Raw genomic sequence first — 20,023 nt, forward strand, 5'->3', positions numbered from 1 at the left:
GAGAAGGCCACCTGGATGGCCGGCGAGTCGGTGCAGATCCTGGGCGGCAACGGCTATATCAACGAATACCCGGTCGGCCGGCTGTGGCGCGACGCCAAGCTGTACGAGATCGGCGCGGGCACGTCGGAAATCCGGCGCATGCTGATCGGAAGGGAGTTGTTCTCGCAAACCATGTGATGCCGGCGCTGCATGGCGATGGCGCCCGGTCTGGCGCCGCGCCGGCCATGCCGGATTGACCGAAAGAGCACTCGCCCTGCCGCCGAACCAATTTACAATCTCCGGAACCCCCAATCGTCATCGGCCTGCGTCATGTCCCACTTCCCAAAGCTGCTGTCCTCGCAGATTGCCTATGACGTGGCCCGCACCATGCTGGACGGGTTCGACAAGCATTACCGGCTGTTCCGCGAGGTCAGCCACCAGGCCAAGGTGAAGTTCGAGGCGGCCGACTGGCAAGGCCTGCAGCAACTGCAACGCGACCGCATCGCCTTCTACAACGAGCGGGTGCGCGAAACCAGCGTGATCCTGGAAGACGAGTACGACGCCGAGAACATCGAGGACGAAATCTGGCAGCAGATCAAGCTGCACTACATCGGGCTGCTGACCAACCATCACCAGCCGGAACTGGCCGAGACCTTCTTCAACTCGGTGTGCACGCGCATCCTGCACCGTTCGTACTTCAACAACGATTTCATCTTCGTGCGCCCGGCCATCTCGACCGAGTACATCGAGAACGAGGAGTCTCCCACCAGGCCGACCTTCCGTGCCTACTATCCGGGCAGCCGCGCGGGCATGGCGGCGTGCTTCGAGCGCATCGTCCACAACTACCAGATCGAGCGTCCATTTGCCGATCTCACGCGCGATATCGGCTACGTGGTGCGCGCCGTCACCGAGTATTTCGGCGACTTCCGCATTGCGCCGAATTTCCAGATCCATGTGCTGTCGTCGCTGTTCTTCCGCAACAAGTCGGCCTTCATCATCGGCCGCATCCTGAACGCCGACCGCACCTTCCCGCTGGCGATTCCCATCGTGCACACGCCCGACGGCAAGCTGTCGCTCGACACGGTGCTGCTGAAGAAGGTGCAGCTGCTGATCCTGTTCTCCTTCACGCATTCCTACTTCATGGTGGACATGGAGATCCCGTCGGCGTACGTGACCTTCCTGCGCGACGTCATGCCGCGCAAGCCGCGCGCGGAGATCTACACCTCGCTGGGTTTGCAGAAGCAGGGCAAGAACCTGTTCTACCGGGACTTCCTGCATCACCTGCAGCATTCGTCCGACAAGTTCATCAGCGCGCCGGGCATCAAGGGCCTGGTCATGCTGGTGTTCACGCTGCCATCGTATCCCTACGTGTTCAAGGTGATCAAGGACTACTATCCGGCGCCAAAGGAGACCACGCGCGAGCTGATCAAGTCGAAGTACCAGCTGGTCAAGCAGCACGACCGCGTGGGCCGCATGGCCGATACGCTGGAGTATTCCGACGTGGCATTTCCGCTGTCGCGCTTCGACGACGCGCTGGTGCGCGAGCTGGAACTGCACGCGCCGTCGATGATCGAGTACCAGCGCGGCAAGGACGGCGGCGAGGAAATCGTCGTGCGGCACGTCTACATCGAGCGCCGCATGACGCCGCTCAATATCTGGCTGCAGGAGGGCTCCGATGCGCAGGTCGAGCACGGCATCGTGGAGTACGGCAACGCCATCAAGGAACTGATCGCCGCCAATATCTTCCCCGGCGACATGCTCTACAAGAATTTCGGCGTCACGCGCCACGGCCGCGTGGTGTTCTACGACTATGACGAGATCGAGTACATGACGGACACCAATGTCCGCCACGTGCCGCAGCCGCGCAACGAAGAGGAGGAGATGTCGGGCGAGGTCTGGTACAGCGTGGGCCGGCACGATATCTTCCCCGAGACCTACCGCAGTTTCCTGCTGGGCGACCCGCGCGTGCGCGCCGCCTTCCTGCGCCACCACAAAGATTTCTTCGATCCTGCCATGTGGCAGGGGCACAAGGACCGGCTGCTGGCCGGACAAATTCACGATTTTTATGCCTATGACGTTTCAGAACGCTTTGTCAATCGCTATGCCGCCGCAGCCTCAACCCGGGCTAAATCCGGCGACCAGCCAGAACCGGCAAGGAGAGTCGCATGAGTGACGCCATCGCCCAGCTGTTCCGCAACAATCGGGAGTGGGTCGACCGCGTGAACGCGGAGGATCCGGGTTTCTTCATGAACCTGGCAAACCAGCAGGCACCCGAGTACTTGTGGATCGGCTGCTCCGATTCACGCGTTCCGGCCAACCAGATCCTGGGGCTCGCGCCGGGCGAAGTGTTTGTCCATCGCAATATCGCCAATGTCATCGCGCACAGCGATCTCAACGCGCTCTCCGTGATCCAGTTTGCCGTGGAGTTGCTCAAGGTGCGCCACATCACGGTGGTGGGCCACTATGGGTGCAGCGGCGTCAAGGTCGCGCTCAAGCGCCAGCGCGTCGGGCTGGCAGACAACTGGCTGCGCCACGTGCGCGACGTTGCCGACAAGCACGGCGCCTACCTCGGCACCATCACCCGCGAGGAAGACGCGCACACGCGGCTGTGCGAGCTCAATGTGATCGAGCAGGTCAACAACGTGTGCCAGACCACCGTGCTGCAGGATGCCTGGGACCGTGGCCAGCCAGTCACCGTGCACGGCTGGGTCTACGGCGTGTCCGACGGCCTGCTGCGCGACCTCGGCATGGCTGCCAGCAGCAATGAGGAACTGCACGAGCAGCTCGAAGCGGCCTACCGCCAGTTCGGCGATCCGCCGCAGGCGTCGATCCGCTAAGCGCCGGCCTCGCACGCATCGGCAAGCAAAGAGAGATTCAGGAAGAGCCAACAATCGCCGCCACGTATCGCGCCAACCCGCGCCCCTAATCATTGGAGACACCCCATGCATGATCCCGTTGTCATCGTATCCGCCGCCCGCACCCCGATGGCGGCCTTCCAGGGCGAGTTCTCCGCCCTGACCGCCCCGCAACTGGGCGCCGCCGCCATCCGCGCCGCGGTGGAGCGCGCCGGCCTCAAGCCGGAGCAGATCGAGGAAGTGGTGTTCGGCTGCGTGCTGCCCGCCGGGCAGGGCCAGGCGCCTGCGCGGCAGGCAGCGCTGGGGGCAGGTCTGCCGCTGGGCGTGGGTTGCACCACCGTCAACAAGATGTGCGGCTCCGGCATGCGTGCCGCCATGACCGTGCACGACGCACTGATCGCGGGCTCGTTCGAGATCGCCATCGCCGGCGGCATGGAAAGCATGACGAATGCGCCATACTTGGTGCCCAAGGGCCGCGGCGGCTACCGCATCGGCCACGGCATGATTTTCGACCACATGATGCTGGACGGCCTGGAAGACGCCTATATCAAGGACGAGAAAGGCGGCGGCCGCTCCATGGGCACCTTTGGCGAGGACTGCGCGTCCAAGTACAACTTCACCCGCGAGGCGCAGGATGCGTTCGCCATGGAGAGCGTGCGGCGCGCACAGCAGGCGACCGAGCGCGGCGATTTCCGCTGGGAGATCGCGCCGGTGACGGTGCCTGGCCGCGGTGGCGACACTGTCATCGATACGGATGAAGGCCCGCGTCGCATCAAGGTCGACAAGATCCCCTCGCTCAAGCCGGCCTTTGCGAAGGACGGCACCATCACCGCCGCATCGTCCTCGTCGATCAACGACGGTGCCGCCGCGCTGGTGATGATGCGCGAATCCACCGCCAAGCGCCTCGGCCTGGTGCCGCTGGCCCGCTTGCTGGGTCACACCACGCATGCGCAGGCACCCGGCTGGTTTACCACCGCGCCGGTGGAAGCCATCAACAAGCTCTACCGCAAGCTCGACTGGACCACGGACAGCGTCGACCTGTTCGAGATCAACGAAGCGTTCGCCGTGGTGCCGATGGCCGCCATGCACGACCTCAAGATCCCGCGCGACAAGGTCAACATCCACGGTGGCGCCTGCGCGCTTGGCCACCCGATCGGCGCCTCGGGCGCGCGCATCATGGCCACGCTGATCGGCGCGCTGCGCAAGACCGGCGGCAAGCGCGGCGTGGCCAGCCTGTGCATCGGCGGCGGCGAAGCCACCGCGGTGGGGCTGGAGATCGTCTGAACCCGCGGTACCGCCCGCAACAGAGTGGCTGCCGCCATCGCGCGGCAGCCACACCGCAAACAACATAGAGAAAGGAGTACTGCCTTGCCAACCGCTCTCATCCTTGGTGCCTCGCGTGGCATCGGTCTCGAATTCGTGCGCCAGTACCGAGCCGATGGCTGGCGGGTACTGGCCGTCGCGCGCAGCGACGACGGCATCAAGGCCATCGAAGCGCTTGGCGCGGAGGCGTTGCGCGCCGACCTGACCGACGCGGGCCAGGTCGCCGGGCTGGGCTGGAAGCTGGACGGCGAGTCCATCGACGTAGCGATCTACAACGCCGGCGTGATCGGCCCGCGTACCGAAGGCGCGCAGCCCGTGACCCGCGAGGATTTCGACAAGGTGATGCATGTCAACGTGCTGGGGCCGATGATGGCGCTGCCGTTGCTGCTGCCGCTGGTCGAGACCGGACGTTCGGGCAAGGGCGGCGTACTGGCGGTGCTGGCCTCGCGCATGGGCAGCATCGGCACCATGGACAGCAACCGCAGCTGGCTCTACCGGGTCAGCAAGGCCGCCGCCAACGCGGCGCTCAAGGCCGCCTCGCTCGATGCGCGCCATGCCACCTGCCTGGCCTTCCATCCTGGCTGGGTGCAGACCGAGATGGGCGGCAAGGAAGCCGACCTCACGCCGCAGCAGAGCGTCTCCGGCATGCGCGCGGTGATCGCCGGCGCGACCCGGCAGGACAACGGCGGCTTTCGCAACTACGATGGCAGCGTGATCCCATGGTGAGTGCCATGGCCGATGCATCCTTCGTCACGCCCGCAGCGGCGACAACCTTGGTGAGCTGACATGCTGCTAACGCCAGAACAGGAAATGATCCGCGACGCCGTGCGCCAGTTCGCGCAGCAGGAGATCGCGCCGCACGCCGCCGCGTGGGATCGCGACAAGACCTTCCCGCATGCGGTGCACCGCGAGCTGGCCGCGCTTGGCGCGTACGGCGTGGCGGTGCCCGAGCAATACGGCGGGGCGGGGCTCGACTATCTGTCGCTCGCGCTGATCCTGGAGGAAATCGCCGCCGGCGATGGCGGCACCTCCACCGTCATCAGCGTCAACAACTGCCCGGTGTGCAGCATGTTGATGGCCTTCGCCAGCGAGGCGCAGAAGCAGCAGTGGCTGGTGCCGCTGGCGCGCGGCGAGATGCTCGGCGCCTTCTGCCTGACCGAGCCGCACGTGGGCTCGGACGCCGCGGCGCTGCGTACCAGCGCGGTGAAGGATGGCGACGACTACGTGCTCAATGGCGTCAAGCAATTCATCACCAGCGGCAAGAATGCCGATGTGGCGATCGTGCTCGCCGTGACCGACAAGGCTGCCGGCAAGCGTGGCATCAGCGCCTTCCTGGTGCCGACAACCACGCCCGGCTACATCGTGGCGCGGCTGGAGGAAAAACTCGGCCAGCATTCGTCCGATACCGCGCAGATCCTCTTCGAGGATTGCCGCGTGCCGGCCGCCAATATGCTGGGCGAGGAGGGCGCCGGCTACAAGATGGCGCTGTCCGGGCTGGAAGGCGGCCGCATCGGCATCGCCTCGCAAAGCATCGGCATGGCGCGCGCCGCCTTCGAGGCGGCCCTGGCTTACGCGAAGGAACGCGAGAGCTTCGGCCAGCCGCTGTTCGCGCACCAGGCGGTGCAGTTCCGCCTGGCCGACATGGCGACCAGGATCGAGGTGGCGCGGCAGATGGTGTGGCACGCCGCGTCGCTCAAGGATGCGGGGCGGCCCTGCCTGAAGGAAGCCGCGATGGCCAAGCTGTACGCCAGCGAGATGGCGGAGGAAGTCTGCTCGGCCGCCATCCAGGTCTTCGGCGGCTATGGTTATGTCAGCGACTTCCCGGTCGAGCGCATCTACCGCGATGTGCGCGTCTGCCAGATCTACGAAGGCACCAGCGATATCCAGAAGATACTGATCGCGCGGGCGCTGGCCTGACGCCTCGCCTGCGGATCGCGGAACCATTTCACCAATGCAGCACCGAAGTATCGAACCCAACGGCCAGACGCCAGGAGCCCCCAGACAATGACTGCTGCCATCGATTTCTACTTCGATTTTTCTTCGCCGTACGGCTATTTCGCCAGCACGCGCATCGACGAGCTGGCGCAGAAGTACGGACGCATCGTCGCATGGCATCCGATCCTGCTCGGCGTGGTCTTCAAGACCACCGGCTGCTCGCCGCTGCCGCACGTGCCGCTCAAGGGCGACTACGCGTGGCGCGATTTCGAGCGCACCGCGCGCTTCCACGATATCGAGTACAAACGCCCGACGCACTTCCCGCTGCCCACCACGCAGGCCGCGCGTGCCATGCTGTGGCTGCAGAACCATCACGGCGACGATATCGCCACCGCGTTCGCCAAGGCGGTCTATCGCGCCTTGTTCGTGGATGACATCAACATCGCCGAGCCGGCCGAACTGGTGAAGCTGGCCGAGCCGCTGGGCATCGACGCGCATGCCATGGATGCTGGCGCCAGCAGTTTCCAGATCAAGGACCAGCTCAAGGCCGAGATCGACGTGGCCATGGCCAAGGGCGTGTTCGGCTCCCCGTTCGTGATCATCGACGGCGAGCCGTTCTGGGGCTTCGACCGCTTCGACCAGATCGAGGCGCACCTCAAGAGCAAGCGCCCGACGGCGCTGCGCGCGGTGGGCAGCACGGACAGCCATACACTCGGCAACACAGACAGCAGCAAGGAAAAGAAGCCCGCATGAACCCCAGCATCAAGCCGATCCGCCATCCCCGTTTCGACTGCGTGATTTTCGACTGCGACGGCGTGCTCGTCGACAGCGAGCCCATCGTCAACCGCGTGCTCAACGAGATGCTCAACGAACTCGGCATCCGCATCTCGATCGAGGAATCCACCAAATGGTTCCTCGGCCGCGCGGTGCGCGAGGAGCTTGAGAACATCGAGCGCCGGCGCGGCGCGCCGTTGCCCGAGAACTGGCTGTCGCAATGGTTCGCGCGGCGCAATGCCGTGCTGGAGGCGGAAGTGCAAGCCGTACCGTACGTTCGCGAGGCGGTTGCCGCGATCGCCGCCGCCGGCCTGCCCGTTTGCGTGGCGTCCGGCGCCGACCGCATCAAGGTCAAGCTGCAGCTGACCCGCACCGGCCTGGTCGAGCTGTTCCAGCAGGACGAGCGCGAGCACATTTTCTCGTCCACCGAGGTCGAGCGCAGCAAGCCCGCGCCTGACGTGTATCTGCTGGCGGCGCGCACCATGAACGTGGAGCCCGCGCGCTGCGTGGTGATCGAGGATAGCCCGACGGGCGTTACCGCCGGCGTAGCCGCGGGCATGACCGTGCTCGGCTATGCCGCGCGCAATGCCGCCGAATCGCTGCTGGCGGTCGGCGCTGGCAGCATTTTCACCGATATGCGCGAGCTGCGGGGGTTGATCGGATGAAGGCGCGGGCGTCCGGCGCCGGCGGCTGTCCCTGTGGCGGCGGCGACTATGCCACCTGCTGCGGACGCTTTCATCGTGGCGAGGCGCTGCCGGGCAACGCCGAGCAGCTGATGCGTTCGCGCTATAGCGCCTATGTGCTGGGCGACGTGGATTGGCTGCGCCATACCTGGCATCCGTCCACCTGCCCGGCGGATCTCGCGCCAGATACCGGTACGCGCTGGCTCGGGCTGGCCGTCAAGGCGCATGCGCAGCAGGACGAGACGCACGCCGAGGTGGAATTCGTGGCGCGCTACAAGGTGGGCGGGCGCGCCTGGCGGCTGCACGAGCGCAGCCGCTTCGTACGCGAGCCGCGCGACGCCAGCGAGGCGCCGCGCTGGCTTTATGTGGATGGTGAAATGCTGGGGGAGAAACCATGACGGAACCGAAGACTGCCGCTGGTGCGACACCGGATGCCGACTACGTGCTGTACGGCTTCGCGCAATCCGGCAACACCTACAAGGTGGCGCTGCTGCTGGAAACGGTCGGCGTGCAGCGTGGCCGCAAGCTGTGGGCGCCGCGCTTCGTAGATTACTTCAACGGCGAGACGCACACCCCGGAGTACCGCGCCATCAACGAGATGGGCGAGGCGCCGGTGCTCGAGTTCGACGGCCGTAGACTGTCGCAATCGGGCGCCATCCTCGACGTGCTGGCGCAGCGGCTTGGCATCTATGGCCCCGCCGATGACGCCGAGCGTACCGAAGTGCTGCGCTGGCTGCTGTTCGACAACCACAAGTTCAGCTCCTATACCGCGACCTACCGCTTCCTGCGCACCTTTGCCAAGGCGCCGGACCCGGCGGTGCTGCAGTTCCTCCGGCAGCGCTGCGAAGGCGCATGGAGCGTGCTCAACGCGCATTTGTCCGGGCGCGCCCATGTGCTCGGCGAGCGGCTCACGATTGCCGATTTTTCGCTGGCCGGCTATGTCTACTTCGACGACGAGATCGGCGTGCACTGGCGCAAGGAATATCCGCATATCCACGCCTGGACCGAGCGGCTGCGCGCGCTGCCGGGCTGGCAGCATCCCTATGCGCTCCTGCCCGGCCATCCGCTGCCGAAACGGGCCGGCTGAGCGGTGGGCGCGGGACAAGAGAGGCACAGGCAATCGTGAGATCGATAGCGGGGCTGGCCGTGGCGCTGGCGCTTGTGGTGGGCGGGCCTGCGCTCGCGCAGGACGCCGCGCCGGCGTCTTCACCCGTGGCGGCTGGCAAGATGGCGGAGCAAGTCGCAATGATCCCCAAGCCGGGGGTGCTGTTCTCGGTGGAGCTCGAAACCACCATCTTCAAGCCGCCCGGCGAAGGCCCTTTTCCATTGATCGTGCTCAATCACGGCAAGGCGTCGGGCAAGCCGGCATTCCAGCCGCGCGCACGCTATTCCGCCCAGAGCGCTGAATTCGTCAAGCGCGGCTATGTAGTGGCGCTGCCGATGCGCCAGGGCTTTTCCAGATCCGGCGGTGCCTATATCGGCGCGGGCTGCAATGTGGAAAGCAATGGCCTCGTGCAGGCCGAGGATGTGGTTGCCACGCTCGACTACATGGTCAAGCAGCCTTATGTCGACAAGTCGCGCATCGTTGTGATTGGCCAGTCGCACGGCGGGCTGACCACCATGGCATTCAGCACCCTTGCGTACCCCGGCGTGCTCGGCCTGGTCAATTTTGCCGGCGGGCTGCGCGATGAATCGTGCAGCCGCTGGGAGTTCAACCTGATCGATGCGTTTGGCGACTACGGCAAGCAGGCGCGCTATCCCTCGCTGTGGATGTATGGCGATAACGACAGCTACTGGCCGCAGCCGCTCCCAGAGAAGATGTTCGGCGCCTACAAGGCGCAGGCGCATGGCGCTGCCGCGAACACGCGCATGGTGGACTTCGGCACCTTCGCGGGCGATTCGCACGCCATGTTCGGCAGCCGGGCCGGCTTGCCTATCTGGCTGCCGGAAGTCGGGCGGTTTTTCAAGGAAATCGGGCTTCCTTTCGATCCCCTGCCATAAGCCGGAGCATCAGCGGGAGCATCAACAGGCTCCTGCCGGCGGAAGGTTTACCCCGACAAGCAATCCCGCTGGCGGCGCAGGGTGTGGAGATAAGGGCATGCTGGCATGGAGATGTGGCGACGATACGCCCTTCTCCCCGCTTTTTCGTTTAACGCGCTGCTAACGTGTAAATCCGGTCCTGTTTGCCAAGTGGCCGGGGAGCTCCCTACCATGACTCTCCCCAACCCGCACGCAAATGCCGCCACGCCAGGCTCTGCCCGGCCGGGCAGGCCACCGCGCGGTCAACAAAGGAGGGTTTCCTTGGAAGACCAGTCCAATTCCGCATCCCCCGCGCCCGCCACGCTCGGCGAGCGCAGCCTGCGCGCCGTCTGGCATCCGTGCACGCCGCTGCGGCCCGATGCCGGCAAGCCGCCGCTGGCCATCGCCCGCGGCGAAGGCCCGTGGCTGCACGACACCGGCGGCCAGCGCTATTTCGACGCCACCAGCTCCTGGTGGGTCAACCTGTTCGGCCATGCCAATCCCGAGATCAACGCCGCGCTGCGCGAGCAGCTCGACACGCTGGAGCACGTGATGCTGGCCGGCTGCACGCATGCGCCCGCGGTGGAGCTTGCGGAGCGGCTGTCGGCCCTGACCGGCGGCGCGCTCGGCCATGCGTTCTATGCCAGCGACGGTGCCTCGGCTGTCGAGATCGCGCTGAAGATGAGCTTCCACTACTGGCGCAACACGGGCCTGGGCGGCAAGCGCGAATTCATCTGCCTGCGCCATGGCTACCACGGCGAGACCGTGGGCGCGCTGGCGGTGACCGACGTGGCGATCTTCCGTGATGCCTACGATCCGATGCTGATGAGCTCGCACGTGGTGATGTCGCCCGACGCGCGCCAGGCCGCGCCGGGCGAGAGCGCCGCGCAGGTGGCGCAGCGCGCGCTGGACGAGCTGGAGGCGCTGCTCCACGCGCGCGGCGGACAGATCGCGGCCCTTATCATCGAGCCGCTGGTGCAATGCGCCGCCGGCATGGCGATGCACGATCCGCTGTACCTGGAGGGCGTGCGCGCGCTGTGCGACCGCTACCGCGTGCACCTGATCGCCGACGAGATCGCGGTCGGCTGCGGCCGTACCGGCACCTTCTTCGCCTGGGAGCAGGCGCGCGGCGCCGGCGATGCGCCGGGCGCGCCGTTGCCGGCGCACCTCTGGCCCGATTTCCTGTGCCTGTCCAAGGGCATCAGCGGCGGCTACCTGCCGCTCTCGCTGGTGCTCTCGCGCAGCGCGATCCAGCAGGCCTTCGTTGCGGACGCCGGGGACCCGGACCGCGCCCGCAGTTTCCTGCACTCGCATTCCTACACGGGCAACCCGCTCGCCTGCCGCGCGGCGCTGGCCACGCTGGACCTGTTCGCGCGGCAGGACGTGATCGCGCAAAACCGCCAGCGCGCCCGGTGGCTCACGCAAGCCATGGCGGGACTGGCAGCGGATGCGCGGCTGCAGCATGTGCGCCAGCGCGGGCTGATCTGGGCCGCCGACGTGCGCGAGGAATATGCCGCGAATGCTGGTGAATTCTCCGCGCGTTTCCATCATGCCGCGCGCGCGCACGGCGTATTGATCCGTCCGATCGGCCGCACGCTCTACGTGATGCCGCCGTATGTGTTCGACGCCGACATGGCGCACTGGCTGGCCGGCCGCCTGCAGGCCACGCTCGACGCGGTGCTGGCCGGCGGCCTCGACAAGAACGAAAGCGCCGGCAACGATGCCGGCGCCACCAGGGAGATTCGCCATGTTGCTTGAGCACCTGACCCTCGCCGCCGCCGAGCGTGACGCAAAGGCGCTGACGCGCCGCCGCCGCACTGCGTATTCCGCCTGCGCTCCGCACCAGGCCGTGAGCGACGCCTGCGGCGACGAAATGCACTCCTTGCTCACCTTTTGCAGCAACGACTACCTGGGCCTGGCCAACCATCCCGCGCTGATCGCGGCGATGGCGGACGGCGCGCGCCAGTTCGGCGCGGGCAGCGGGGCGTCCCATCTGGTGAGCGGCCACTCGCTGGCGCACCACCGGCTCGAGAGCGAACTGGCGGAGTGGTACGCGCCGCATATCCCGCACGCGCGCGCACTGTATTTCTGCACCGGCTACATGGCCAATATGGCGGTGCTGACCGCGCTGGGCAGCGCCGATGCCACGCTCTTCTGCGAGGAACTCAACCATGCTTCGCTGATCGACGGCGCCCGGCTCGCGCGTGCCGAAGTCCGCCGCTATGCCCATCGTGACGTGGCCGGGCTGGAGGGGTTGCTGACCGCCAGCAGCAGCCCGCTCAAGCTGATCGTTACCGACAGCGTGTTCAGCATGGACGGCGATCTCGCCCCGCTGACCGAGCTGCTGGCCCTGGCCGAGCGCCACGACGCCTGGATCATCGTCGACGATGCGCATGGCTTCGGCGTGCTGGGCGAACAAGGGCGCGGCGTGCTCGAGCACCTGGGCCTGACTTCGCCGCGGTTCATCTATATCGGCACGCTGGGCAAGGCCGCCGGCGTGGCGGGCGCCTTCGTGGCCGCGCACGAGACCATCATCGACCACCTGGTCAATACCGCGCGGCAGTACATCTACACCACGGCCGCGCCGCCGGCGGTGGCGCACGCCTTGTCCGCCAGCCTGGCGCTGATCGCCGGGGATGAAGGGCGGCAACGCCGCGTGCAGCTCGGTACGCTGATCCGCACGCTGCGGGGCGGGCTGGCCGAGCTGACCCGCGCCGCGGGCTGGCGCCTGGGTGAGAGCACCACGGCGATCCAGCCGGTGATCGTGGGCGACAACGTAGCCGCACTGGCGTTGTCCGCGGCGCTGGAGGCCGACGGTATCCGCGTGGGCGCGATCCGTCCGCCCACCGTGCCGGTGGGTACGGCCCGCTTGCGCATCACGCTATCGGCCTCGCACACCCTGGCCGATGTGGATCGCCTGCTGGCCAGCCTGCGCAGCGTGGTGCCGCACATGGAGGCGTCATGAGCGAGCGTGCCGCCATCGCCTGCTTTGTCACGGGCACCGACACGGGCGTCGGCAAGACGCACGCCAGCGCCACCTTGCTGCACGCGCTGCGCGCCGCCGGCTACCGCGCGGTTGGCATGAAGCCGGTAGCGAGCGGCAGCGAGTGGCGCGGCGACCATTGGCATAACGACGACGTGGCGCAGCTGCGTGCCGCCAGCGCGCTGGCCGTGCCGCAGGCGCTGACCTGTCCCTTCCTGTTGCGCACGCCGGCATCGCCGCACCTCGCCGCCGCCATCGAAGGCGCCCGCATCACGCGCGAGCCGATCCGTGCCGCCTTTGCCGCGCTGCGGGCGCAGGCCGATGCGGTGGTGGTGGAAGGCGTCGGCGGCTTTCGCGTGCCGCTCGACGGGGCGCCGCCGGAAGAGGGCGGCTGGGATACCGCCGACCTCGCCGTAATGCTCGGCCTGCCGGTGCTGCTGGTGGTGGGCATCCGCCTTGGCTGCATCAGCCATGCGCTGCTGACCGCCGAAGCCGTGCGCGCGCGCGGCCTGCACCTGGCCGGCTGGATCGCCAACCGTATCGACCCGGCCATGGATCTCGCCGACGAGAACATCGACACACTGCGTGCCGCGCTGGATGCCCCGCACCTGGGCACGCTGCCGTGGCAGGCCGCGCCCGCCGATGCCGCCGGGCAGCTCGCGCTGGCGCCGCTGCTGGCCGCCTGCCATGCGCGGTCCGCGGTCGCCGCCGCCTGAACGCGCGCCTTGCAGAAACCGAATACACCGAAAGCATTACTGGAACAGATAACAATCATGACCACCACTTCCCTCGCAACCGACACCGTAGCCACCATTTCCGCCGACACCCTGCGCCAGACAGCCCGCCGCTTCACCGAGACCGCGCCCGCGGCCAGGCCCGGAGACTGGACCGTGGCCGAAGTTGCCGCGCTGTACGCGCTGCCGTTCAACGACCTGCTGTTCCGCGCCCAGCAGGTGCACCGCGAGCATTTCGACGCCAATGCCGTGCAACTCTCCACGCTGCTGTCGATCAAGACCGGTGGCTGCGAAGAGGATTGCGGCTACTGCCCGCAGAGCGCGCACCACGATGCCGGCGTCACGGCCGGCAAGCTGATGGCACTGGACGATGTGCTGGAAGCCGCGCGCGCCGCCAAGGCCAGCGGCGCAGGCCGCTTCTGCATGGGCGCCGCCTGGCGCAGCCCCAAGGACCGTCACCTGGAGCCGGTGATCGAGATGGTGAAGGAGGTCAAGGCCATGGGCCTGGAGACCTGCGTCACGCTCGGCATGCTGGAGGCCGAGCAGGCCCAGCGCCTGAAGGACGCCGGGCTGGACTACTACAACCACAACCTCGATACCTCGCCCGAGTTCTACGGCGAGATCATCGGCACCCGCACCTACCAGGACCGCCTGGACACCATCGGCCATGTGCGCGAGGCTGGCATCAACGTATGCTGCGGCGGCATCGTCGGCATGGGCGAATCGCGCGAGGCGCGCGCCGGGCTGATCGCGCAGCTCGCCAACCTCGACCCGTACCCCGAGTCGGTGCCTATCAACAACCTGGTGGCTGTCAAGGGCACGCCGCTGGCCGACACGGCGCCGATCGACCCGTTCGAATTTGTCCGCACCATCTCGGTGGCGCGCATCACCATGCCGCGCGCCATGGTGCGCCTGTCCGCCGGCCGCGAGACCATGGACGATGCGCTGCAGGCGCTGTGTTTCATGGCCGGCGCCAATTCCATCTTCTACGGCGACCGGCTGCTGACCACCGCCAATCCCCAGGCCGACCGCGATCGCGCCCTGCTGTCCCGGCTGGATATCCGCACCGAGGGCTACGCCGGGTAAGCCGGCCGGCCCCGTGACCGCTTTGCCTGCGCCCGGTTGGTGACATCGCAGGCGTTCCGCACTGCGGATCCCGGCACCGCGCCTTTCGGGGGTGCGGTGCGCCGCCGGCGACATCCGTGTCGATCCCGGCAAGTGCCCTGCACTGCGGGCAGGGCCATGCGGAAGGTGATACCTTTCATGTGTTCAGCGGCCAGCGTCACGTGGCACCTGTCTGGACCGGCCCGCTGGCAGACGCCGGTTAAGGCGCGCGGTTGCTGTCCTTCCGGGCCGGAAACGGCCGGGCCGCCGCCTCCAGGGCGCGCCTGCCGCAAGAAAACCGCAGGCAACGCCCATCCTCTGCGAAAATAGAAACAAAACCAGAGTGGAGATGAGATGAAGTTGCAGTTGTATGTACCGGACGGCCGTTACCAGCCCTGGATCGACAGTTTTGCCGAAGCCCTGCCCGAGGCGCAATGCCTGACCTGGGAAGACAGCAAGAATGAGCAGGTGGACTACGCCGTGGTCTGGCGGCCGCCGCTGGAGATGCTGCGCGGGCGTACCGACCTGAAAGCGGTCTTCAATCTCGGCGCCGGCGTGGATGGCATCCTGAGCCTGCGCGACACCGACGCGAACGCACTGCCGGCCGGCGTGCCCATCGTGCGCCTGGACGATGCCGGCATGGCCGCCCAGATGATCGACTACGTGACGCACGCGGTACTGCGCTACTTCCGCCGCCTGGACGAATACGCGCTGGCCCAGCAGGCCGGTACCTGGCGTTTTCTCAAGCCGCACCGCCGCGCCGATTTCACCATCGGCGTGATGGGCGTAGGCACGCTGGGCGCGCAGATCGCCAAGTCGCTGGCCGGATTCGGTTTCCCGGTGCGTGGCTGGAGCCGCACGGCGCGCGAAGTCGAAGGCGTGCAGGGCTTTGCCGGCGAGGCTGGCCAGGCCGGCTTCCTGGACGGGCTGCGCGTGCTGGTCAATGTCTTGCCGCTGACGCCGGAAACCGAGAACATCCTGGATGCCGGACTGCTGGGCAAGCTCGCCAAGGGCGCCTACCTGGTCAACGTGGCGCGCGGGCCGCACCTGGTCGAGGAAGACCTGCTGGCCGCGGTGCAATCCGGCCAGGTTGCCGGTGCCATGCTCGACGTGTTCCGCACCGAGCCGCTGCCTGCCGACCATCCCTTCTGGTCCGAGCCGCGCATCACCATCACGCCGCATATTGCGGCGCTGACCTTGCGCGAAGACAGCATTGAACAGATCGCGGGCAAGATCCGCGCGCTGCGCGCGGGCCAGCCGATCGCCGGCGTGGTCGACCTGCAACGCGGCTATTGAACGAACCGGGCACCGGGGCGGAGCGCCCCGGTGCCATGCACCGGATACGCCGCGCCTGCGCGGCTATCCGAAACGAGGAGACATCGTGAACCTGCCCCACTATGTGAAAGTCGTCGAAGTCGGTCCGCGCGACGGCCTGCAGAACGAAAAAGCCATGGTGCCGACCGAGGTCAAGGTCGAGCTGATCAACCGCCTGAGCGATGCCGGCTTCGTCAATATCGAAGCCGCTTCCTTCGTCTCGCCCAAATGGGTGCCGCAGATGGCCGACGGCGCCGATGTGATGGCGCGCATCCAGCGCCGGCCCGGCACCTTGTACTCGGTGCTCACGCCCAATATGAAGGGATTCGAAGGCGCGGTGGCCGCGTCCGCCGATGAGGTCGTGATCTTCGGCGCCGCCAGCGAGGCCTTCTCGCAAAAGAACATCAATTGCTCGATCGCAGAATCCATCGCGCGCTTCGAGCCGGTGGCCGCCGCCGCCAAGGAGAAAGGCTTGCGACTGCGCGCCAGCGTCTCCTGCGCGCTGGGCTGCCCCTACCAGGGCGAAGTGCCGGTGCACGCGGTGGTGGATGTGGTGCGCCGCATGCGCGATCTCGGCTGCGACGAGATCGACATCGCCGACACCATTGGCGTGGGCACGCCGGGCCGGGTGCAGGAGGTGATGCACGCGGTGGCCGCCGAATTCCCCATCGACCGCCTCTCCGGCCATTTCCACGATACCTATGGCCAGGCGCTATCCAATATCCTGGCCAGCCTGCAGGTCGGCATCTCGATCTTCCACGCGTCGGTGGCCGGTCTCGGCGGCTGCCCTTATGCCAAGGGCGCCACCGGCAATGTCGCCACGGAAGACGTGCTGTACATGCTGCACGGCATGGGCATCCACACCGGCGTGGACCTGGAGCAGGTGGTGCGGGCGGGCGACTTCATCTCGCAGTCGATCGGCCGCGCCAACAGCTCGCGCGTCGGACGCGCGCTGCTGACGAAGTGGGGCGCCGGTGCCGACGCCGCGCCCGCCTGCGTGTAAGGCATTGCCATTCGCACCCTACCGACATGAACATTCGCACTCCTGACAACGCCGGGGACACGGCAGCGTTGCCCGAAGCCGCGCAGCGCGTCGCCGGCCTGCTGGCCGGCCTCGGCCACGACAAGCCGGTGGTCATGCTGCCCGCCACCGGCAAGACCTCGGCCGAGGCCGCGGCCGGGCTCGGCTGCTCGGTGGCCGAGATCGCCAAATCCATCATCTTTCGCCGCGTGGCGGACGACGCGCCGGTGCTGGTGATCGCCAGCGGCAGCAACCGCGTCGACGAAGCCAAGGTGGCCGCCGTGGTGGGCCAGCTCGGCAAGGCCGACGCCAGGTTCGTGCGCGAGAAGACCGGCTACGCCATCGGCGGCGTCTGCCCGATCGGCCACGCGGTGGCGCCGGTGATGCTGCTCGACAGCGACCTGTTCCGCTACGACAGCCTGTGGGCCGCCGCCGGCCATCCGCACGCGGTGTTCAACCTCACGCCGCAAGAGCTGCAGCGCATGACCGGGGCCGAAGTGGCCGATGTGGCGCAGCGCGATTCCGCATGAAGCCGCCACTCGCACCCGGCATCGCCCGCGCCGCGACCGCCGCCGCACAGGCGCCCATGGCTGGCAGGGACTGATCCGATGTCGCAAGCCACCCGCCTGGCCGCCGAACTCACGCGCGGCGCGCAAGCCGCGCAGCGCGCGCAGCCCGTACCGTCGCCTTGCCGCAATGTATGCCGCATGGATGCCGCCAGCGGCTACTGCGAAGGCTGCCTGCGCACCATCGGCGAGATTGCCGCATGGTCCGGCAGCGACGAGGCCGAGCGGCGCAGGATCTGGCTGCTGTTGCCGCCGCGCGCCGCGCAACTCGCCGCACGGGCGGCGCCTTGACTGCGCCGGCGGCTGCCATGCGTGTCCACCCCAACACCACGGAGTGATCCGGCCATGACAAACGCCATCGACTGGTATTTCGACCCGATCTCGCCGTTCGCCTACCTCGCGTTCGAGCGGCTGCCCCGGGCCTTGCCGGCCCATGCCACGGTACGCTACGTGCCGCTGCTGTTTGCCGGGCTGCTGCGCCATTGGGGCAATGTCGGCCCGGCCGAGATCGCGCCCAAGCGCCGCTTCACCTTCGAACATGTGGCATGGATCGCGCACCGCGACGGCATCCGGCTCGCCATGCCTGCGGTGCATCCTTTCAATCCGTTGCCCTTGTTGCGCCTGGCGGTAGCGCTGGAACTCGAGGGCCGGCTAACGCACGCCACCCTGGCGCCGGTCTTCCGCTTTGTCTGGCAGCAAGGCCATGTGCCGCAGCAGCAGGCGGAATTCGACGCGCTGTGCGCCCTGCTTGGCGTACCCGCCGCTGCGCTGGCGCGGGACGCGGTCAAGGCGCGCCTGCGCGAACACGGGGACGAAGCCGTGGCGCGCGGCGTGTTCGGCGTGCCCACCGCCGTGCTGCAGGGCGACGCCCAGGGCCAGTTGTTCTGGGGCCTCGATGCGCTCGACATGCTGGCTGCACGGCTGAACCATGACCCCTTCTTTGCCTCCGGCGCGTTCCGTGCCGCCGCCGACTTGCCGGTGGGAACGGGGCGCGCCGATGCGCCCACCCCGGCCGCCGGCCGCTGATATTAGCCCTGACTAACCGATAGCCCGATGCCAGCCACCTTCGCGCCTCCCACCCTGCCATCCACCATGCGCGTCTTCGAGCGCGGCTGGCTGTCGGCCAACAACATCCTCTTTGTGGACGGCGACGACACCGCGCTGGTCGATTCGGGCTATGTCACGCATGCGCCGCAGACGCTGGCGCTGGTCGAGGCCGGCCTGCGGGGGCGGCCGCTGCGGCGCCTCGTGAACACGCATCTGCACTCCGACCATTGCGGCGGCAATGCCGCGCTGCAGGTCCGCTGGCAACCGCGCACGCTGATCCCCGCCGCGGAGGCCGGGGCGGTGCGCGCGTGGGATGTGGACGCCCTCAGCTACAGCGCCACCGGCCAGCAGTGCGACCGCTTCGGCTTCGACGGCGTGGTGCAGGACGGCGATGTGTTGCGCCTGGGCGGGATGGACTGGCAGGTGGTGGCGGCGCCCGGCCACGATCCCCATGCGGTGATGTTGTTCGCGCCGCAGGAAGGCATCCTGATTTCGGGCGATGCGCTGTGGGAGAGCGGCTTCGGCGTGATCTTCCCGGAACTCGACGGCGAGAGCGGTTTCGCCGAGCAGGCGGCCGTGCTGGAGCGCATCGCCGGGCTGGATGTGCGCGTGGTGATTCCCGGCCACGGGCGGCCGTTCACGAACGTCGCCGCCGCGCTCGACGTTGCCGGCGGGCGCCTGGCCTACCTGAGCGGCGATGCCGGGCGCAACGCCGCGCACGCGGTCAAGGTGCTGGTGAAGTTCAAGCTGCTGGAGCAGCAGCGCATGCCGCGCGACACGCTGCTGGCGTGGATGGCGCAGGCGCCCCTGATGCAGCGCATTCACGCGCGCTTCATGGCCGGGCAGGACATGGCGCAGGTCCTGGACCGGGTGCTGGAATCCCTCGCCGCAGCGGGCGCGCTGGCGCTGGCAGACGGCGAGGTGTACAACCGGGACTGAGCGGCGGCGCCCCGCCCTGGCGCTTGCGCCTGCCCCGATCCCTTGCGAGGAAGTCGCCCATGCCTGCCTTTCCCGTCGCATTGCTCCAGCCGCTGGTCGCGCATCTCCTGCCCTCGGCCATCCACGCGCACGGCGCCGACCTGCAGATCGAACTGGCGCCCTTCGTGCTCGGCGGCGCGCCGGTGCGTACCGCGATCCGTCTCGATGGCGTGAGCCTGCCCTCGCAAAGCCTGGAAGGACTGGCAGGCCGGCGCCTGCTGTTCCCGCTCAACCCGGAGCCCGGCTATATCGACGGCTCGATCTACGTCGACGGCCGCCATCACGCGGTCGACGTCAGCGAGCTGCGCTTCGGCGAGCTCGACCCGCACGGCCTGCCCGTGACGCTTGAAGGCTGGATTCATTTCGACGACGGCGCCCGCTTCGACGACACCGCGCTAAGCCTGGCCGCCCACATTGCCCATCCGCTGTCGGAGCCGGAGCTCGATGCATTGATCGACAACACCGCTGCCGAAGCCGGCATCGCTACCGCGCATCAGTCCGGCAAGGTGATGGCCGCACTCAGCCGCAACCCCCGACTGCGCCATGCCGACATGGCACTGCTGCATGCGCGCGTGCAGGCCCGGTTGCTGATCGCCGAAGCCAGGAAGGCGCGATGAGCGGCGGGTTGCTACACTGACTGGCAGGGAGCGCCCGATGCACCGCCGGGAGTGGGTGCCGGCAACTCCTCCGCTGACCTAGTCGCAAGGA

The 20,023-nt window shown here is 67.7% G+C and carries 22 protein-coding genes; all 22 read left to right on the plus strand.

The window, feature by feature from the left end; all coding sequences use genetic code 11:
• On the plus strand, positions 1-177 hold a 177-nt coding region (locus tag AC1DS6_RS25640), incomplete at its 5' end, for an acyl-CoA dehydrogenase family protein (protein ID WP_477103459.1).
• Between the two features lie 132 nt (positions 178-309).
• Positions 310-2,148 (plus strand): bifunctional isocitrate dehydrogenase kinase/phosphatase, encoded by a 1,839-nt coding sequence (aceK, locus tag AC1DS6_RS25645; protein ID WP_441636625.1) that lies wholly within the window; start codon positions 310-312, stop codon positions 2,146-2,148.
• Positions 2,145-2,816, plus strand: a complete 672-nt coding sequence (gene can / locus AC1DS6_RS25650; RefSeq protein ID WP_441636627.1) for a carbonate dehydratase — start codon at positions 2,145-2,147, stop codon at positions 2,814-2,816. Before aceK ends, can begins: the two co-directional genes overlap by 4 nt.
• A 105-nt stretch (positions 2,817-2,921) precedes the next feature.
• The gene (locus AC1DS6_RS25655) at positions 2,922-4,118 is read left to right on the plus strand and encodes an acetyl-CoA C-acetyltransferase (protein ID WP_477103451.1); all 1,197 of its coding nucleotides are present in this window, start codon (positions 2,922-2,924) and stop codon (positions 4,116-4,118) included.
• 84 nt (positions 4,119-4,202) lie between these two features.
• On the plus strand, positions 4,203-4,883 hold the full coding sequence (locus tag AC1DS6_RS25660; protein ID WP_045236239.1) for an SDR family oxidoreductase: 681 nt from the start codon (positions 4,203-4,205) through the stop codon (positions 4,881-4,883).
• 60 nt (positions 4,884-4,943) lie between these two features.
• On the plus strand, positions 4,944-6,074 hold the full coding sequence (locus AC1DS6_RS25665) for an acyl-CoA dehydrogenase family protein (RefSeq protein ID WP_441636631.1): 1,131 nt from the start codon (positions 4,944-4,946) through the stop codon (positions 6,072-6,074).
• A gap of 87 nt (positions 6,075-6,161) precedes the next feature.
• On the plus strand, positions 6,162-6,845 hold the full coding sequence (locus AC1DS6_RS25670; protein WP_441636633.1) for a 2-hydroxychromene-2-carboxylate isomerase: 684 nt from the start codon (positions 6,162-6,164) through the stop codon (positions 6,843-6,845).
• Entirely contained in the window at positions 6,842-7,531 is a 690-nt protein-coding gene (locus tag AC1DS6_RS25675; protein ID WP_441636635.1) for an HAD family hydrolase, read from the plus strand. The genes AC1DS6_RS25670 and AC1DS6_RS25675 overlap by 4 nt, the downstream gene beginning before the upstream one ends.
• Positions 7,528-7,947, plus strand: coding sequence for a YchJ family metal-binding protein (locus tag AC1DS6_RS25680; protein WP_441636637.1), 420 nt, complete (start codon positions 7,528-7,530; stop codon positions 7,945-7,947). Before AC1DS6_RS25675 ends, AC1DS6_RS25680 begins: the two co-directional genes overlap by 4 nt.
• Positions 7,944-8,636, plus strand: a complete 693-nt coding sequence (locus AC1DS6_RS25685) for a glutathione S-transferase family protein (RefSeq protein ID WP_441636639.1) — start codon at positions 7,944-7,946, stop codon at positions 8,634-8,636. Before AC1DS6_RS25680 ends, AC1DS6_RS25685 begins: the two co-directional genes overlap by 4 nt.
• Before the next feature lie 44 nt (positions 8,637-8,680).
• On the plus strand, positions 8,681-9,550 hold the full coding sequence (locus tag AC1DS6_RS25690) for a dienelactone hydrolase family protein (RefSeq protein ID WP_441636647.1): 870 nt from the start codon (positions 8,681-8,683) through the stop codon (positions 9,548-9,550).
• Positions 9,551-9,850: 300 nt separating this feature from the next.
• On the plus strand, positions 9,851-11,326 hold the full coding sequence (gene bioA, locus AC1DS6_RS25695) for an adenosylmethionine--8-amino-7-oxononanoate transaminase (protein WP_441636641.1): 1,476 nt from the start codon (positions 9,851-9,853) through the stop codon (positions 11,324-11,326).
• The gene (gene bioF / locus AC1DS6_RS25700; protein WP_441636643.1) at positions 11,316-12,533 is read left to right on the plus strand and encodes an 8-amino-7-oxononanoate synthase; all 1,218 of its coding nucleotides are present in this window, start codon (positions 11,316-11,318) and stop codon (positions 12,531-12,533) included. Before bioA ends, bioF begins: the two co-directional genes overlap by 11 nt.
• Entirely contained in the window at positions 12,530-13,267 is a 738-nt protein-coding gene (bioD, locus tag AC1DS6_RS25705) for a dethiobiotin synthase (protein WP_477103452.1), read from the plus strand. The genes bioF and bioD overlap by 4 nt, the downstream gene beginning before the upstream one ends.
• A 57-nt stretch (positions 13,268-13,324) precedes the next feature.
• A complete protein-coding gene (gene bioB / locus AC1DS6_RS25710) occupies positions 13,325-14,371 on the plus strand; it encodes a biotin synthase BioB (RefSeq protein ID WP_441635909.1) in 1,047 nt (348 codons plus the stop codon).
• Positions 14,372-14,743: 372 nt separating this feature from the next.
• On the plus strand, positions 14,744-15,685 hold the full coding sequence (locus AC1DS6_RS25715; RefSeq protein WP_441635911.1) for a 2-hydroxyacid dehydrogenase: 942 nt from the start codon (positions 14,744-14,746) through the stop codon (positions 15,683-15,685).
• A gap of 85 nt (positions 15,686-15,770) precedes the next feature.
• Positions 15,771-16,706 carry a hydroxymethylglutaryl-CoA lyase gene (locus AC1DS6_RS25720; RefSeq protein WP_477103453.1) on the plus strand — a complete coding sequence of 312 codons (936 nt, stop codon included), beginning with the start codon at positions 15,771-15,773 and terminating at the stop codon, positions 16,704-16,706.
• A gap of 26 nt (positions 16,707-16,732) precedes the next feature.
• Positions 16,733-17,254: a YbaK/EbsC family protein gene (locus AC1DS6_RS25725; RefSeq protein WP_035874416.1), complete on the plus strand. Its 522-nt coding sequence runs from the start codon at positions 16,733-16,735 to the stop codon at positions 17,252-17,254.
• Positions 17,255-17,332: 78 nt separating this feature from the next.
• Positions 17,333-17,581, plus strand: a complete 249-nt coding sequence (locus AC1DS6_RS25730; RefSeq protein WP_441635915.1) for a DUF1289 domain-containing protein — start codon at positions 17,333-17,335, stop codon at positions 17,579-17,581.
• A gap of 54 nt (positions 17,582-17,635) precedes the next feature.
• A complete protein-coding gene (locus AC1DS6_RS25735) occupies positions 17,636-18,316 on the plus strand; it encodes a 2-hydroxychromene-2-carboxylate isomerase (RefSeq protein WP_441635917.1) in 681 nt (226 codons plus the stop codon).
• 27 nt (positions 18,317-18,343) lie between these two features.
• Entirely contained in the window at positions 18,344-19,276 is a 933-nt protein-coding gene (locus tag AC1DS6_RS25740) for an MBL fold metallo-hydrolase (protein WP_441635919.1), read from the plus strand.
• 59 nt (positions 19,277-19,335) lie between these two features.
• Positions 19,336-19,932, plus strand: coding sequence for a GatB/YqeY domain-containing protein (locus AC1DS6_RS25745; protein ID WP_441635921.1), 597 nt, complete (start codon positions 19,336-19,338; stop codon positions 19,930-19,932).
• The last annotated feature ends 91 nt before the right edge of the window (positions 19,933-20,023 follow it).

It is taken from the genome of Cupriavidus sp. 05L310, assembly GCF_056398185.1.

Bases quoted from the DNA above. Each gene is read 5' to 3' on its own strand.
- aceK (WP_441636625.1), top strand. From the start codon at position 310: ATGTCCCACTTCCCAAAGCTGCTGTCCTCGCAGATTGCCTATGACGTG.
- can (WP_441636627.1), top strand. From the start codon at position 2,145: ATGAGTGACGCCATCGCCCAGCTGTTCCGCAACAATCGGGAGTGGGTC.
- AC1DS6_RS25655 (WP_477103451.1), top strand. From the start codon at position 2,922: ATGCATGATCCCGTTGTCATCGTATCCGCCGCCCGCACCCCGATGGCG.
- AC1DS6_RS25665 (WP_441636631.1), top strand. From the start codon at position 4,944: ATGCTGCTAACGCCAGAACAGGAAATGATCCGCGACGCCGTGCGCCAG.
- AC1DS6_RS25670 (WP_441636633.1), top strand. From the start codon at position 6,162: ATGACTGCTGCCATCGATTTCTACTTCGATTTTTCTTCGCCGTACGGC.
- AC1DS6_RS25675 (WP_441636635.1), top strand. From the start codon at position 6,842: ATGAACCCCAGCATCAAGCCGATCCGCCATCCCCGTTTCGACTGCGTG.
- AC1DS6_RS25680 (WP_441636637.1), top strand. From the start codon at position 7,528: ATGAAGGCGCGGGCGTCCGGCGCCGGCGGCTGTCCCTGTGGCGGCGGC.
- AC1DS6_RS25685 (WP_441636639.1), top strand. From the start codon at position 7,944: ATGACGGAACCGAAGACTGCCGCTGGTGCGACACCGGATGCCGACTAC.
- bioF (WP_441636643.1), top strand. From the start codon at position 11,316: ATGTTGCTTGAGCACCTGACCCTCGCCGCCGCCGAGCGTGACGCAAAG.
- bioD (WP_477103452.1), top strand. From the start codon at position 12,530: ATGAGCGAGCGTGCCGCCATCGCCTGCTTTGTCACGGGCACCGACACG.
- bioB (WP_441635909.1), top strand. From the start codon at position 13,325: ATGACCACCACTTCCCTCGCAACCGACACCGTAGCCACCATTTCCGCC.
- AC1DS6_RS25715 (WP_441635911.1), top strand. From the start codon at position 14,744: ATGAAGTTGCAGTTGTATGTACCGGACGGCCGTTACCAGCCCTGGATC.
- AC1DS6_RS25725 (WP_035874416.1), top strand. From the start codon at position 16,733: ATGAACATTCGCACTCCTGACAACGCCGGGGACACGGCAGCGTTGCCC.
- AC1DS6_RS25730 (WP_441635915.1), top strand. From the start codon at position 17,333: ATGTCGCAAGCCACCCGCCTGGCCGCCGAACTCACGCGCGGCGCGCAA.
- AC1DS6_RS25735 (WP_441635917.1), top strand. From the start codon at position 17,636: ATGACAAACGCCATCGACTGGTATTTCGACCCGATCTCGCCGTTCGCC.
- AC1DS6_RS25740 (WP_441635919.1), top strand. From the start codon at position 18,344: ATGCCAGCCACCTTCGCGCCTCCCACCCTGCCATCCACCATGCGCGTC.
- AC1DS6_RS25745 (WP_441635921.1), top strand. From the start codon at position 19,336: ATGCCTGCCTTTCCCGTCGCATTGCTCCAGCCGCTGGTCGCGCATCTC.